17 protein-coding genes are annotated in these 13,928 nt (G+C 61.8%); 7 read left to right on the top strand and 10 right to left on the bottom strand.

Translation table 11 applies throughout. The annotated features are described in order from the left end of the window. Nucleotides 1–5: 5 nt before the first annotated feature. Genes AC1DZ8_RS05945 through AC1DZ8_RS05930 form a run of 4 tightly spaced genes read right to left on the bottom strand, consistent with a single transcriptional unit; the run spans nucleotide 6 to nucleotide 2,994 of the window. Nucleotides 6–662, bottom strand: coding sequence for a methyltransferase domain-containing protein (locus AC1DZ8_RS05945; protein WP_477307955.1), 657 nt, complete (start codon nucleotides 660–662; stop codon nucleotides 6–8). A gap of 8 nt (nucleotides 663–670) precedes the next feature. Then, nucleotides 671–1,063: a GtrA family protein gene (locus tag AC1DZ8_RS05940; RefSeq protein WP_477400487.1), complete on the bottom strand. Its 393-nt coding sequence runs from the start codon at nucleotides 1,061–1,063 to the stop codon at nucleotides 671–673. Further along, nucleotides 1,060–1,749, bottom strand: a complete 690-nt coding sequence (locus AC1DZ8_RS05935) for a class I SAM-dependent methyltransferase (RefSeq protein WP_477307951.1) — start codon at nucleotides 1,747–1,749, stop codon at nucleotides 1,060–1,062. The genes AC1DZ8_RS05940 and AC1DZ8_RS05935 overlap by 4 nt, the downstream gene beginning before the upstream one ends. 9 nt (nucleotides 1,750–1,758) lie before the next feature. Beyond that, complete coding sequence (locus AC1DZ8_RS05930) at nucleotides 1,759–2,994, bottom strand: glycosyltransferase family 2 protein (protein WP_477307949.1); 1,236 nt, start codon at nucleotides 2,992–2,994, stop codon at nucleotides 1,759–1,761. A gap of 389 nt (nucleotides 2,995–3,383) precedes the next feature. On the opposite strand from AC1DZ8_RS05930, the gene AC1DZ8_RS05925 reads away from it, so the two are divergent. The 4 genes from AC1DZ8_RS05925 (at nucleotide 3,384) to AC1DZ8_RS05910 (ending at nucleotide 5,317) form a co-directional block, all read left to right on the top strand. After that, nucleotides 3,384–3,680, top strand: a complete 297-nt coding sequence (locus AC1DZ8_RS05925) for a YciI-like protein (RefSeq protein ID WP_477307947.1) — start codon at nucleotides 3,384–3,386, stop codon at nucleotides 3,678–3,680. A 30-nt stretch (nucleotides 3,681–3,710) separates the two neighbouring features. Further along, nucleotides 3,711–4,136 (top strand): EVE domain-containing protein, encoded by a 426-nt coding sequence (locus AC1DZ8_RS05920; RefSeq protein ID WP_112621800.1) that lies wholly within the window; start codon nucleotides 3,711–3,713, stop codon nucleotides 4,134–4,136. Further along, nucleotides 4,091–4,789, top strand: a complete 699-nt coding sequence (locus AC1DZ8_RS05915; RefSeq protein ID WP_477400484.1) for a class I SAM-dependent methyltransferase — start codon at nucleotides 4,091–4,093, stop codon at nucleotides 4,787–4,789. Before AC1DZ8_RS05920 ends, AC1DZ8_RS05915 begins: the two co-directional genes overlap by 46 nt. A gap of 105 nt (nucleotides 4,790–4,894) precedes the next feature. Further along, a complete protein-coding gene (locus AC1DZ8_RS05910; RefSeq protein ID WP_477307943.1) occupies nucleotides 4,895–5,317 on the top strand; it encodes a DUF1761 domain-containing protein in 423 nt (140 codons plus the stop codon). 1 nt (nucleotide 5,318) lies between these two features. On the opposite strand, the gene gcvA is transcribed toward AC1DZ8_RS05910, so the two are convergent. Continuing rightward, nucleotides 5,319–6,269 carry a transcriptional regulator GcvA gene (gene gcvA / locus AC1DZ8_RS05905; RefSeq protein ID WP_477307941.1) on the bottom strand — a complete coding sequence of 317 codons (951 nt, stop codon included), beginning with the start codon at nucleotides 6,267–6,269 and terminating at the stop codon, nucleotides 5,319–5,321. Nucleotides 6,270–6,399: 130 nt separating this feature from the next. Here gcvA and AC1DZ8_RS05900 point away from each other — a divergent pair, with 130 nt between their 5' ends. Next, nucleotides 6,400–6,636 (top strand): DUF1127 domain-containing protein, encoded by a 237-nt coding sequence (locus AC1DZ8_RS05900; protein WP_477307939.1) that lies wholly within the window; start codon nucleotides 6,400–6,402, stop codon nucleotides 6,634–6,636. Between the two features lie 85 nt (nucleotides 6,637–6,721). On the opposite strand, the gene AC1DZ8_RS05895 is transcribed toward AC1DZ8_RS05900, so the two are convergent. Then, nucleotides 6,722–7,258: a L,D-transpeptidase family protein gene (locus AC1DZ8_RS05895; RefSeq protein ID WP_477308045.1), complete on the bottom strand. Its 537-nt coding sequence runs from the start codon at nucleotides 7,256–7,258 to the stop codon at nucleotides 6,722–6,724. Nucleotides 7,259–7,403: 145 nt separating this feature from the next. Here AC1DZ8_RS05895 and AC1DZ8_RS05890 point away from each other — a divergent pair, with 145 nt between their 5' ends. Together AC1DZ8_RS05890 and AC1DZ8_RS05885 are read left to right on the top strand one after the other, a co-directional pair. Beyond that, nucleotides 7,404–8,087 (top strand): response regulator transcription factor, encoded by a 684-nt coding sequence (locus AC1DZ8_RS05890; protein ID WP_477400481.1) that lies wholly within the window; start codon nucleotides 7,404–7,406, stop codon nucleotides 8,085–8,087. 119 nt (nucleotides 8,088–8,206) lie between these two features. Continuing rightward, a complete protein-coding gene (locus AC1DZ8_RS05885) occupies nucleotides 8,207–8,662 on the top strand; it encodes a cyclic nucleotide-binding domain-containing protein (protein WP_477307935.1) in 456 nt (151 codons plus the stop codon). A 2-nt stretch (nucleotides 8,663–8,664) separates the two neighbouring features. Here the strand turns inward: AC1DZ8_RS05885 and AC1DZ8_RS05880 are convergent, their stop codons facing one another. The 4 genes from AC1DZ8_RS05880 to AC1DZ8_RS05865 form a co-directional block, all read right to left on the bottom strand. Continuing rightward, the gene (locus AC1DZ8_RS05880) at nucleotides 8,665–9,282 is read right to left on the bottom strand and encodes a GNAT family N-acetyltransferase (protein WP_477400479.1); all 618 of its coding nucleotides are present in this window, start codon (nucleotides 9,280–9,282) and stop codon (nucleotides 8,665–8,667) included. Nucleotides 9,283–9,307: 25 nt separating this feature from the next. After that, the gene (locus AC1DZ8_RS05875) at nucleotides 9,308–10,114 is read right to left on the bottom strand and encodes an exodeoxyribonuclease III (protein WP_477307931.1); all 807 of its coding nucleotides are present in this window, start codon (nucleotides 10,112–10,114) and stop codon (nucleotides 9,308–9,310) included. 180 nt (nucleotides 10,115–10,294) lie between these two features. Next, nucleotides 10,295–10,975 carry an outer-membrane lipoprotein carrier protein LolA gene (locus tag AC1DZ8_RS05870; RefSeq protein WP_477307930.1) on the bottom strand — a complete coding sequence of 227 codons (681 nt, stop codon included), beginning with the start codon at nucleotides 10,973–10,975 and terminating at the stop codon, nucleotides 10,295–10,297. A 152-nt stretch (nucleotides 10,976–11,127) separates the two neighbouring features. Further along, nucleotides 11,128–13,800: a DNA translocase FtsK gene (locus AC1DZ8_RS05865; protein WP_477400476.1), complete on the bottom strand. Its 2,673-nt coding sequence runs from the start codon at nucleotides 13,798–13,800 to the stop codon at nucleotides 11,128–11,130. Nucleotides 13,801–13,928: the final 128 nt, after the last annotated feature.

Raw genomic sequence — 13,928 nt, 5'->3', positions numbered from 1 at the left:
GCCCGTCAAACCCGCTCCAGGCGGAGCGTAATCTCAAGGCGGTTCGGAAACACCCATCCGTACAGGCCATTGCGATATCGCATCGGCGCCGCGCGTGCGGCAATGCGATAGCCGCTCTCGGCGGCGAGCCTCTCCCATTCGGCACGATCTAGGTAGCGTGCCCAGACCATTCCGCCGAACGGGATGTTTCCAATGGCGTCCATTCCCATGAGGCGCAGACGATCCACTGCGTGGAGGCTTTCATGGTCCTTGATATAGAGCGGCCCATCCACCACCCGCCGAATCTCTGTGAGAAGCGCTGCTCGCGCCGCAAGCGGCACGTGATGCATGACGTTGTTGAGCGTTGCCGCGTCGAACGCATCGTCCCTGAAGGGCAACGTCTTGCCGTCATACTGGCGTGTGGACACCGTTAGCGACGGGCAGAAACGGTCGACAAGATCCACCGTTTGTACTTCTTCCAGCGGAAACAGCTCGGACATGGCTTGTGCAATCACGCCTGTACCGCCACCGACATCCAGCAGCCTGCGATGATCGCCGGCCCACACTTGACGCAAGCTGTCGAGCATCGTGGCTTGATAGAACGGCACTTTGCTTCGGTACATGGCGAGATGGCGCGACATGATACCCTGCAGGAGGTGCGGATCGATGGAGGGCATCGTCATCTGGAGATTCATGGATTTCTGACGGATGTGGATTTTGGCGCGCCGATCGCCCAGCGGCTGAGCGCAAAGTTGATCGCCAGCATGCAGACCGACGCAAGCGGCGCCGCGACAGGCATCGCCAGACCTGTCCAGTCGCGCCAGAACCAGGTGAAGATGAACGCCAGCGGAACGTTGGCCGACATCGCCAGCAGATATCTTGCAAAACCGGGCAGAGCCAAGGGCTGCCGGAACGTGAAGACGCCATGCAGGACGTAGCCGGTTGCCGCTACAATCCCGAAGGACAACAGGACCGCCAGCCACAAAGGCGATCCGGCACGGTCGGAAAGAATCATCACCGCGTTGTGGAGCGCGAGACACAGCGCCGCCACAACGACGTAAGTGGAAGGCGCACGCATGTTCATGCGATCGCCTTATGTGCCCGAACGAGGAATACGCAGCCATTGTCGTCGCGTATCGACGCTGGCGTGATGGCGTCTTCCAGCAGCGCGCGCAGGTTCATGAGCACGGCCAGCAGCGACGCGAAAACGCCTCCCAAAACAGGAATGCGGCGCAGGAAGAAGGCAAAGCCTGTCAGACGGATCAATGTGGTCGTGGCCAGCGGACCGGCGATAGCCTTGACATCCTCGACAACCAGGCCGCGATCGCCGAGATCGGCAATCAGGCCTGTTCGTGTCCAGCGGCGATGATCTTCCGGGTGAGGATGGTACAGCCAGGTGCCATGCGTGGATAACAACAGAACGCCGTCATCGCGCAGCAGCCGTTTGATTTCGGCACAATAGGCGTCGAGGTCGCGTACATGTTCCAGGACCTGGACGGAGAGGACAGCGCCCGCGGCGCCATCGGCAAGCGGCACCCGGCCACGCTCGTCGATCCGCAGCGATCCGCCATCGTCGATGTCGGCGCCACGATAGTCGATCCGCATCTCCCGCATCATCCGGGCATAGGGCATGTCTCCGCAACCCAGATCGACCATCAGTGTTTCCGGCCTGACATGGGCGCGTGCCTGCTCCTTGAGCAGCCTGGCAAGCCCGCGCAATATAAGCCAGTCGGTATCCCAGATACGCGGAGAAGCCCTGCTTGCTTTCATGTTGCGAGCTTACCTTCGCATAAGGCGGCGAAACTCGGAAAGAAGCGGATCGCCAAGACTGTCGAGCAGCAGCTTCAGAACGAAACCGGACAGGGTCATCAGCACGCCGGCCACGCACGCAGTGCTGCTGGTGAATATGAGGTGCACAGACTGCTCCATCGGTTCGTCGACAAGCAACCATTGGAGAGCAAGGAGCAGGTTTACCGTGAACCCTCCGGCAAAGATCAAGACACCTCCCCCAACCAGCCATTCCAGTGGGCGTCCTCGTTTGAGCCAGGGAACGACACGTCCCTTCTGAACCGGGTGATAGATGGCGATGGCCACTTTGGCCAACATGCCCAACAGCGTCGCGGACAGTCCGATCAGCGTTGACATGGACGCAAGCGCGACAAAATGGATGCCGAAATAATGCCCGTTGAACTGTATTGGGCCGGACGAAAGCAAAGCCAGGCCGACGGTACCCGTCACCAGCAGGGTAAGGCCAGGTATCAGGTAGAGTGTGTCCGGTGCATGAGCGATGATGAGCCGCAAATGGCGCCAGCCGTCGCGGAAGGAACGCAGATGCGGCGCGCGGTTTCGCTTGTCGGGATGGAGCTTGATCGGCACTTCACGAATGGCGAGCCCGGCACGATGCGCATTGATGATCATTTCCGAGGCGAATTCCATTCCCGTCGAGCGTGCGCCGATTTTCTGAAATGCCTCTCGGGTGAAACCGCGCATGCCGCAATGGAAGTCGCGGATCGGAGATTTGTGCAGCCAGCGAGCGATGGTGGACAGGACGGGATTGCCCAGGTAGCGATGCAATAGCGGCATGGCGCCCGGCTCGATGCCGCCGGCGAACCGATTGCCCATGACAAAGTCCGCACCCAATTCCAACGCATCGACGAAATCGCCGAGCTGGCTCCAGTCGTAGGAATCGTCGGCATCGGCCATGATGAGATATTTGCCTTCGGCCGCTTCAGCCGCGGCGCTGATCGCCGCGCCATACCCCTTTACCGGCTGATGGACGACCCGGGCTCCCAACTTTTGCGCAATCTCCACCGACTTGTCCGTGGAGCCATTGTCGCCGACGACGACCTCCCCCTTGATGCCGCGCCTCGAGAAGGCATCCAAGGCTTTGCGGATGCAGATGCCGATCGTCAATTCTTCGTTCAGGCAAGGAATGATTGCAGAGACGAGAACACGCTCGGTCTCCACGCTGGCGTCGTCGATCCGAACTGTCGTGCTGCGCGCGATGCTCTCCATTGCGTCCTCTATTCAGGCGTTCTGGAAGAACCAGCCCATCCTCACAATTGACCCGCTGGAGTGTTGCGTATCGAAAATTGATTATTTTTGAATTTACGGAATATCAGTCTTTTCTTTCATAAGCGGCACTGGCAAAGGCCTGGCGCTATTTTTTCGCGATGCAGCGCTGTTGCCTTGAGTCTACCCTTTCGGGCGAAGCGATATCGTCCGTGACTGTCGTCAAACTCAAGTGGATCAATCATTTCAACGCCTTGGCCTTGAGCCGTGGCAGAGATTCAACGCGATAGGTCGTCATTTGGCATTGACCCAAAGCCCGCATAAAAGCAAAACCGCGGTTTCTGCAGTTCGAGGCGAGCTGTTGTCGCAATCCCAAACCGGAGTTAGAAAACATGCTGTTTGCGTTGATTTGCAAGGACAAACCGGGCAGCCTGCAGATACGCGTCGACACGCGGCCCGCCCACGTCGCCTTTCTCGAAGGTCTGAACGCCGACAAGAAACTGGCCTTTGCCGGCCCGTTCCTCGATGCCGACGGCAAGCCGAGCGGCAGCCTCGTCGTCGTCGAGGCGCCGGACCTGGCCGGCGCGCAGGCGCTGTCGGCTGCCGACCCCTATGCCAAGGCAGGCCTGTTCGAAAGCGTCGAAATCCGCCAGTGGAACTGGACCTTCAACAAGCCGGCGGCTAGTTAGTTCGGGCAAGACGGACGGAGGAGCAAAGACATGAACTACTGGCTGTTCAAATCCGAACCTTCGGTCTTCTCCTTCGAGGCGCTGAAGGCCAAGGGCAAGGCCGGCACGCAATGGGACGGCGTGCGCAACTATGCGGCGCGCAACAACATGAAGGCGATGCAGATCGGCGATCTCGGCTTCTTCTACCATTCCAATGAGGGGCTGAACGTCGTCGGCATTGCCGAAGTCTGCGCGCTTGCCCATCCCGACTCGACAACCGACGATCCACGCTGGGAATGCGTCGATATCAGAGCCTTCAAGGATGTGCCTAACCCGCCGACGCTGGAACAGGTCAAGGCCAACCCGAAGCTGGCCGAGATGGCGCTGGTCAGGCTCGGGCGGCTTTCCGTACAGCCGGTCACTCCGGCCGAATGGAAAGAGGTCTGCCGCATGGGCGGCCTGACGCCCGCTCCGTGACGGCCGTCAGGCCGAACAGCGCGAAAAAGTTCATTCTCGACAACACGGCGCTGATGGCGCCGCCGCATGTGCCGGAAATTGTCCTCAACCTGGCCGACGAGGCGCACGACCTCTGGCAGCGGACCGAGGACGAGTTGACCGAGATCGGCCTGCCGCCGCCCTTCTGGGCCTTTGCCTGGGCCGGCGGCCAGGGTCTTGCCCGCTATATCCTCGACAAGCCGTCTGAAGTGCGCGGCAAACGCGTGCTCGACTTCGCTTCCGGCTCGGGGCTTGTCGCCATCGCCGCCGCCAAGGCCGGCGCTGCACACGTGATCGCCGCCGACATCGATCCGTTCTGCGAAACGGCGATCCGCCTCAATGCCGAGGCCAATGGCGTTGCCATCGAGTTTTGCGGCACGGACAGCATCGGCACCGATGCCGGCTGGGACGTGGTGCTGGCCGGCGACGTCTTCTACGACCGGTCCTTTGCCGACACGCTCATGCCGTGGTTTTCGACACTGAAGGCGCGCGGTGCCGACATTCTCGTCGGCGATCCCGGCCGCTCCTATATGCCGAAGGCCGGACTGGAGCCTTTGGCCGTCTACGAAGTGGCGGTGACGCGGGCGCTGGAGGACGCCTTGGTCAAGCGCACCACGGTGTGGCGCTTCGCTTGACGGCGCTGGCGAACAGGCGTTCCATCGCGAGATTGATTTGAAGAATACGCGCGTCGTTGCCCCAAACCGCTAAGGCGTTGGGCGACATGCTTGAGGGGAGGATTTATGGATTTTTCAGTGGTGAACTGGCTGGCGGTGGTTGTCGCGGCCGTGGCGGTGTGGCTGTTCGGCGCCGTCTGGTACACGGCCCTCAGCAAGCCATGGATGAGGGCGGCCAAGATCGATCCGTCAACTGCGAAGAAATCAATATTGCCCTTCATCGTCTCCTTTGTCACCGAACTGATCATGGCTGCGGTCTTTGCCCTGGTCGTCGGCGCGATGACCGGCGGCGAGCCGACCCTTGTCGCCGGCGTGGTCTTCGGCTTCGTCCTCTGGCTGGGCTTTGTCGCCACCACACTGACGGCCAACCACCGCTATGAGAATTTCGGCTGGGACCTGACCCTCATCGATGGCGGCCACTGGCTCGGCGTGCTTCTGATCATCGGTGCGGTGATCGGCTGGTTCGGCGCACCGGTCGTCCCCGGCTGACCTAAAGCTCGTCCCAAGTCCGGCGCGTCGAATCCGGTTGCGGATTGTGGACTTCGCCCAGGATCCAGTCCTTGAACGCGATGATCCTGGCGTCGTTTGCCGACCCTGCCGGATAGACCAGGAAATAGGCGAATTCGGCCGCCACCTTGAGGCCGAGTTCGAACGGCCGCACCAGCCGTCCCTCGGACAGGTCGTTGGCCACCATGGCGAAATCGGCGAGCGCCACCGCATTACCGTCGAGCGCCGCCTGCACCGCATCTGACGAAGAGCCGAAAACGATGGTGCGGCTGTCATCGAAATCGTCGATGCCTGCCGCCGCCATCCACATGCGCCAGTTAGGCCAGGTCACGCCTTGCCGCGCCCACACGATATGGGCAAGCGTGTGCCGGAACAGATCGCGCGGCTCGCGCAGCGGCGGACCGGAGGTCAGCAAAGCCGGGCTGCACACCGGAATGATGATGTTGTCGAACAGCCGGTGGCTGACAATGCCCGGATATTTCCCGGTGCCGAAGCGAATGCCTATATCGACGTCGTCGCGATCGAAATCGCGCACCTCATAGGTGATATCGAAGCGAAGTTCGATTCCGGGCTGATGCTTACGGAAATCGTCGACACGCCGCATCAGCCATTTGGTCGCAAACTGCGGGTCGAGCGTTATCTTCAGGAGCGCCAAGCCGCGCGTCATCTTTTGCGCCCGCGACACCGCCCGGTTGAGCAGGTCAAGCGCATCGATCGAGGCTTCGAACAGCACCGTGCCTGCCTCGGTCAACCGGATGGTGCGGCTGGTGCGGGTGAACAGCACGATGCCGAGCTGATCCTCGATTTCCTTGATCTGGTGGCTGACCGCCGCCGGCGTCAGCCCGAGTTCGTCCGCGGCCCGGGTGAAATTGAGGTGCCGGGCCGCCGCTTCCAGCGTCCTCAAGGCTCGGGTTCCAGGCAGCAGGCGGGCCAATCGATCTCCAAATAAAACTTGATGATACGGAGAAAACTACTCGTTTCTCCTTTTTCTTTCAATCCGCCAAGATGGGCTCAATCGAAACACCATCAAACCGGATTTGATATCCGGAGGAACGGATCACACCATGTCCATCATCACTTTCAATTCGCCAGCCCCTCGCTCGACCTGGTTTGTCGCCGTCACCGATTGGCTTCGCCAGGCAAGGGTCGCAATCAAGCTGCCGCGCCAGGATGTCGAGGACCTCTCCGACCGCCAATTGCGCGACATCGGCGCCCAGCGCAAGGACGTCACGCGGGCGGTGGATCGGGAACTGGGTCGGCTCGGGCTGCTGGATATTGGCTGGCAGAGGAACAGGCAGTAGTGAATAGGCAGTAGGCAGTAGGGGAAGTTAGACGGCGCCGACATCCCGCCCTACTGCCTACTGCCTACTGCCTACTGCCTACTGCCTACCTAACCACTCTCACCACCGTCCTGTCCGACACCAGCGGCAACAGCCGCGCCATCGTCCGCGCCGTCACCGCCACGCAGCCTTGCGTCGGCGTGAAGCCGGGACGCGCCAGGTGGAAGAAGATGGCGCTGCCGCGGCCGCGCCGGCGCGGCGCCATGTTCCAGTCGAGCACCAGGCAAGCGTCGTAGAGGCGGTCGTCGCGCCGCATACGCTCATGGCTGGCGCCATAAGGGATTTTCACCGGCCGGTTGTAGTTGCGGTCGTCCGGCACCTCGCACCAGCCGAGATCTGGGCCGATCGGCGCCATCGCCAGCCGGGTTTTGCGGCCGGCCGGGAAATGATCGCCCCGAAAATACCCCGACAAAATCCGCATCTCGCCAAGCGGCGTCGCGCCGTCGCCTTCGCGCTTGTTGGCCGAGATGCCACCGCGCCCCAGTGCGCAGGCAAACACCTTGCTGCCGGCCTGCAAAATGCCCTGGCTGGGGTTGCCCGGCCTTGCCCGCACCACCAGCACGCGCAGCCCTTTTGGCAAAATTGCGCCGGCTGCATTGCGATCGCGTTTTTTCTTGTATGATCGTGTCACGGAACAAATCACTGTGATCGGACTGTTGCGCCGGTCAGCTTCCGCATAAATGGGGGTCGGTCAACTGAAAATTCTTTTCAAAACAACGGATTGATCCATGACATCACGTACCATTCTTATCGTTGACGACGATGACGACCTGCGCGGAACCCTCGTCGAGCAACTCGCCCTTTACGAAGAATTCGACGTCCTGCAGGAAGCGACCGCCGCCAAAGGCGTCACTGCTGCGCGCGGCGGGCTCATCGACCTGCTCATCATGGATGTCGGCCTGCCCGATATGGATGGCCGCGAGGCGGTTAAGATCCTGCGCAAGGGCGGCTACAAGGCGCCGATCATCATGCTGACCGGCCATGACACTGATTCCGACACGATTCTGGGCCTTGAGGCCGGCGCCAACGACTATGTCACCAAGCCGTTCCGCTTCGCCGTGCTGCTTGCCCGCATCCGCGCCCAACTGCGCCAGCACGAACAGAGCGAGGACGCCACCTTCTCGGTCGGTCCGTACACGTTCAAGCCCAGCCAGAAGCTTCTCATCGACCAGCGCGGCGCCAAGGTGCGGCTGACCGAGAAGGAGGCCTCGATCATCAAATATCTCTACCGCGCCGACCAGAAGGTGGTGACGCGCGACGTCCTGCTCGAGGAAGTGTGGGGCTACAATTCCGGCGTCACCACGCACACGCTGGAAACCCATGTCTATCGGCTGCGCCAGAAGATCGAGCGCGATCCTTCCAATGCCGAAATCCTTGTGACAGAAAGCGGCGGCTACAAGCTGGTTCCTTAAGCATTTTGTTATCTAATAGACGGTCGGGGCGGGACTGTTTTCGGGTACGATCCAGCTGGAGGGCATGGATCGATCCGTAGAGGAGGGATTGGACTGACCGTTCGGGGACGCAGCTAGAGATGGCGCTGGATGACGACATCCGCATCCTGTCCGCCGTGAAGCTCTTTGAGGGCTTCACGCAGGAACAGCTGCGCCTGCTCGCCTTCGGCGCCGAAGCCACCCACCTGCAGGCCGACCGCAAGCTGTACCGCGAGGACGACGAAGCCGATTCGGCCTATATCGTGGTCAGTGGGAAGATCGTGCTCTACCGCGAGCAGGATGGCGACCGCATCCCGATCGGCACCGCCGGTCCGGGCACGATTCTCAGCGAACTGGCGCTGATCGCCGACTCAAGGCGGCTGACCAGCGCCTCGGCCGAGACCGATTCGGAAGTGATAAGGCTGAGCCGCAAGATGTTTCGCCGCATCCTCGAGGAATATCCCGACGTGGCGGTGAAACTGCACCAGCGCATCCTGGACGATTTCCAGGCCATGATCGCCCGCATCGAGAAACTGGCGCCGCGGTTTGGCGGGTGAGTCTAATTGCCGTCTCGAACGGGTCTTGGCCTGAACAGGCACCAGAATGGCTTCCCGGGCGCAAGTTCACCTTGGCCGACGAGTTGAAACCCGCAATGCCCATAGAAAGCCAAATTCTTGCCTTGTGCGGTTTCGAGAAACGTCCCTGCCGAGACAAGATCTCTTTCGGCAAGATCGCAATAAGCCTTGATGAGCGCGCCGCCAGCCCCCTTTCCCTGCATTGAGGGGTGAACGCCAAGGACGCCAAGGTAGAAATGCGGTTCCTGCGGCTTGTATTTCTCGCTGATGGCGTCAGCCCTCTCGAAGCGCGAAGCCATCAATGCCTGCCTTTGCTGAAGCAGAGCCCATCTCTCCTGGTGGGCGGGAAGCCATTCGGGCCGCTGCGTATCATAGCCCATCGCCGCGCCCAGGATGGCACCTTCGCTCTTTAACAGCAGCACAGGCATTCCAAGCGCCAGGCGCGCCGCCATCAGGATCGAGAAGAACTCCGTCACCAGCTCCTGACGCTGCGCAGGATCGCCCGAGAAGAAAAAAGCCATCTGCGGATCATCGGCAAAGGCTGCCGCCAGGCAGTCGGCCGCCGATGTCACATCCGGCTCTCGTGCTGCCACTATCTCCATTCAAACGACCTCTTTGTCTCGCGGTCTAATCCAGATCAAACCGCGCAATCACCGGCACATGGTCCGATGGCCGATCCCAGCCGCGGGCGGCGCGCAGGATTTCGTAGCCGGCAAAACTGGGCACAAGGTTCGGCGACGACCAGACGTGGTCGAGCCGGCGGCCGCGGTTCGACGCTTCCCAGTCCTGCGCGCGATAGCTCCACCAGGTGTAGAGCTTTTCCTCGGACGACACGTTGAGCCGCATCAGGTCAACCCAGTCGCCGGCGAGCCGCATCGCCTCGAAATTTTCGGTCTCGACCGGCGTGTGGCTGACCACATTGAGCAATTGCTTGTGCGACCAGACATCATGCTCCAGCGGCGCGATGTTGAGGTCGCCGACCAGGATCGAGGCTGAAACCTCGTCATGCGCCGCGCGGATGGCGTTCATCTCGTCGACGAAGTCGAGCTTGTGGCGGAATTTGCGGTTGATCTCGGGATCGGGCTCGTCGCCGCCGGCCGGCACATAGAAATTGTGGATCAGGATCGCCTTGCCGCCGGCCTGCACTTTCACCGACAGATGGCGGCTGTCGTCGATCTCGCAGAAGCGCCGCTTCTCGACCACCTCGATCGGCCGCCGCGCCACCGTCGCCACGCCGTGGTAACCCTTCTGGCCATGGAAGGCGATGTGCTCGTAGCCGGCCTTGCGGAAGGCTTTTTCCGGGAACAGCTCGTCGGGAACCTTCGTCTCCTGCAGGCAAAGCACATCCGGCGCCTGCTCTTTCAGCAACCGTTCGACGATCGGCATGCGCAGGCGCACGGAGTTGATGTTCCAGGTGGCAATGGTGAAGGGCATGCGAGGGTCCGGGGCAGCGCAAGACCTGCCAGGAACCGGAATGGGCCTTGACGGGAAATGACGCCTTTTTTGAAAGAGCGATCCCGGAAACTACTGCCAGCCACAGCCGGCAAAGACAAGCCTCGCACCAGTCATCAAGTTTGGCACGACAAACCCTGGAGAAGTGTGCCCCGCAGACCCTTACCGCGTCTTGGTGTTCAGTTCGCGGTTCGCCGTATAGTCGATGGCAAATGTGTCCGCAGGGAAGCTGACGCCTTCCTTGGTGTTGTAGATCATCACCGTGGTGTCCTTGCCCTGCGCGTCGGTGATCGTCCACTGGCGCAGATCATAGGATTTCGCATCGAACATCATGGTGATCTTCGAGTTGCCGAACACTGATTTGTCGGCAAGCTGGATGGTGGTCACGTCGGCCTCTTCCTTGATATCTTTGACGCGTCCGCCGGAGAGGTCGATCCGATTGTCGAGCAACAGCTTCAGCGGCGTCTTCGACAGCGGATAGAGATCGGATGTGTTCAACCGCTTGTTGAGGATGACCACCGACTTGCCGTCGGAAATCACCCGGAAATTCGACTTGCCCTCATAGTTGAAACGGATCTTGCCCGGCCGCTCGAGGAAGAACTTGCCGCCGGTCTGCTGGTTGTTGGGCCCGAACTGGACGAACTCGCCGCTCATCGATTTGACCGAGGAGAAATGGTCGGCGATCTTTTGCGCCGTCGGCGGCACCGCGGCCTGTGCCGAAGCCAAAAGCTGGAACCCCGGTATGACGTTGACGGCAGCGGCGCCGGCAAGCATCAGGCCAAGGCCGAGCAGCTGGCGGCGGTTTGGGGCGAAATCGCTGAGCGCGGAAGGATCGTTTTTCATGCCGGTCACTCTCGTGTGGTGTGTGTCTCGTTGCAGTCCGTGGACCCCCAGTTAGACTTAAGTTTGGCGGCCGAACGGCACTCTGTCGCTTGAACGCGCCAAACGGTTCAAAGGTTGCCGCCGGGCAGTCTTCGCCCGGCCGTATTGTCAAATCAGAACTTGTCGTCCTCCGTCGGCACCAGGATCTCGCGTTTGCCGGCATGGTTGGCCGGGCCGACAATGCCTTCCTTCTCCATCTTCTCGATGATCGAGGCCGCGCGGTTGTAGCCGATGCCGAGCCGGCGCTGGATGTAGCTGGTCGAGGCCTTGCCGTCGCGCAGCACCACGGCCACCGCCTGGTCGTAGGGATCGTCGGAATCCTCGAAATTGCCGCCGCCACCGCCGCCGGAACCGCCCTTGCCGGACGGCGCATCGTCGTCATCTTCTTCGTCTTCCTCGGTGATGGCGTCGAGATATTCGGGCACGCCCTGCAGCTTGAGGTGACCGACCACCTTCTCGACCTCGTCATCGGAGACGAGCGGGCCGTGCACGCGCTGGATGCGGCCGCCACCGGCCATATAGAGCATGTCGCCCATGCCGAGCAGCTGCTCGGCGCCCTGCTCGCCCAGAATGGTGCGGCTGTCGATCTTCGACGTCACCTGGAAGGAGATACGGGTCGGGAAATTGGCCTTGATGGTACCTGTGATGACGTCAACCGACGGGCGTTGCGTGGCCATGATCACATGGATGCCGGCGGCACGCGCCATCTGCGCCAGGCGTTGCACCGCGCCCTCGATGTCCTTGCCGGCGACCATCATCAAATCGGCCATCTCGTCGATGATGACGACGATGTAGGGCATCGGCTCGAGGTCGAGGTTCTCGGTCTCGTAGATCGCCTCGCCGGTCTGGCGGTCGAAGCCGGTCTGCACGGTGCGCGAGATTTTCTCGCCCTTCTTCTCGGCCAGTTGCACGCGCGCATTGAAACCGTCGATGTTGCGCACGCCGACCTTGGACATCTTGCGGTAGCGGTCCTCCATCTCGCGCACGGTCCATTTCAGCGCCACCACCGCCTTCTTCGGGTCGGTGACCACCGGCGTCAAAAGATGCGGGATGCCGTCATAGACGGAGAGTTCGAGCATTTTCGGATCGATCATGATCAGCCGGCATTCCTGCGGCGTCAGCCGGTAGAGCAGCGACAGGATCATGGTGTTGATGGCGACCGACTTGCCTGAGCCGGTGGTGCCGGCGACCAGCACGTGCGGCATCTTGGCGATGTCGACGATGACAGCTTCGCCATTGATGCTTTTGCCGAGCGCCAGCGCCAGCTTCATCTTGGTCGTCTCGAAATCACGGCTGGCCATGATTTCGCGCAGATACACTGTCTCGCGCTTGGCATTCGGCAGTTCGATGCCGATGGCGTTGCGGCCGGGCACCACGGCAACGCGGCAGGCGATCGCGCTCATCGAGCGGGCGATGTCGTCGGAGAGGCCAATGACGCGCGACGATTTGATGCCGGGCGCCGGCTCCAGCTCGTAGAGCGTGACCACCGGGCCTGGCCGGACGGCAATAATCTCGCCCTTGACGCCGAAATCCTCCAGCACACCCTCCAGCAGCCGCGCATTCTGCTCCAGCGAGTCCTTCGAAAGGCTGGCATCCTTGGCGACGTTTTTCGGTTCGGACAGGAAATGCAGTGACGGCATCTCGAACGTGTCGGAACCGATGAGCGAGGTCTGCGCCTCGCGCTGGACGCGGGCGCCCGGCACGGGGCGCGCCGCCGGTGCTGCAACACGGGTCGCCGCATCGGAGCGGAAGTTTTGCACCTTGGCGTTTGGCGCACCACGGCGCTGGACCGGCTCGTCGTCGAGTTCGACGTCTTCGTCACCATTGTCGAAACCGGCATCGAGGACGTCGTCATCGTCCGGATCGACGGAAACGCTGCGATCATTGACCATGGCGGCGAAGAATTCCGGTTCGACGCGGGCGCGGCCATCCGGGCTCATCCGCGCTTCGGCGTATTCCGCCGATTCGACCCGTTCGGCAGCGCGACGCCATGCCGTGGAGCGCTGCTCCATCTCCGGCTCGTACTCGTCGCGCTCCTGCTGACGGCGTACGGATCGGCGATGCAGGTAGGCGCGGAACGACAGCCACCAATGGGTGATGGCGCCTAGCGCCAATATCCCCTCGTCGCCCTCGTCCTCGTCTTCGTCGAAGAGCAGATCGTCCTCTCGGGGATCGGGCTCGGCAGTGCGCTCCATGACGGCAAAGCCGTTCTTGCGCGCAATCAACGCCGAGCCATAGGCAAACAGCCACAGCGCCGGCGCAATGAGCACCAGGGCTATGATGCTGGCAACGAGGCCGGTCGGGTAGCCGCCAATGAGCAGGCCCGGGATGTTGAGCACCATGTCACCGAACACGCCGCCGAGGCCGGTCGGCAGCGGCCAGGTCTTGGGCGGCACGACGCAGCCGGCGATTGCCGCCGCAAGCAGCGCAAAGCCGAACCAGGCGAGGCCGCGCTTCGGCAACCTGTCGACGCCACGCGCCGAAAACAGGAGAAAGCCCCAGATCACCGCGGGCACCAGCGCGGCAACCGCGGCAAGGCCGAAGAACTGCATGGCGAGGTCGGAGAACACCGCGCCGGCATAGCCCATGGCATTGGTGACGATGTTGTCGGTGGCGTGCGAGAAGCTCGGATCGGCGACGTTCCAGGTGGCCAGTGCCGCGACGCCGAAGGCGACCAGCGCAAACAGGCCGGCGCCGACCAGCCGCCCGACCTGGCGCCGCGCGAATGCCTGGATGCCGTGCCCCGAATCGGTCAGCGCGAGCGGTGCTGAAGCCCCTGAACGCATGCTCTTCCCCGTCTGTTTTTGCCTGGCCGGGCGCATGACGCACTCCGGCAGATTCGAACGCCAGACTATCGGGGGGAAGGTTAAGGCCGCATTAACTATAAGGCCGTGGGCGACGATCTTGCACCGAG

The organism is Mesorhizobium sp. P2_F7, assembly GCF_056403695.1.
The sequence above is the reverse complement of the archived record's forward strand: the minus strand, read 5'-3'. Positions and strand labels throughout refer to the sequence as shown.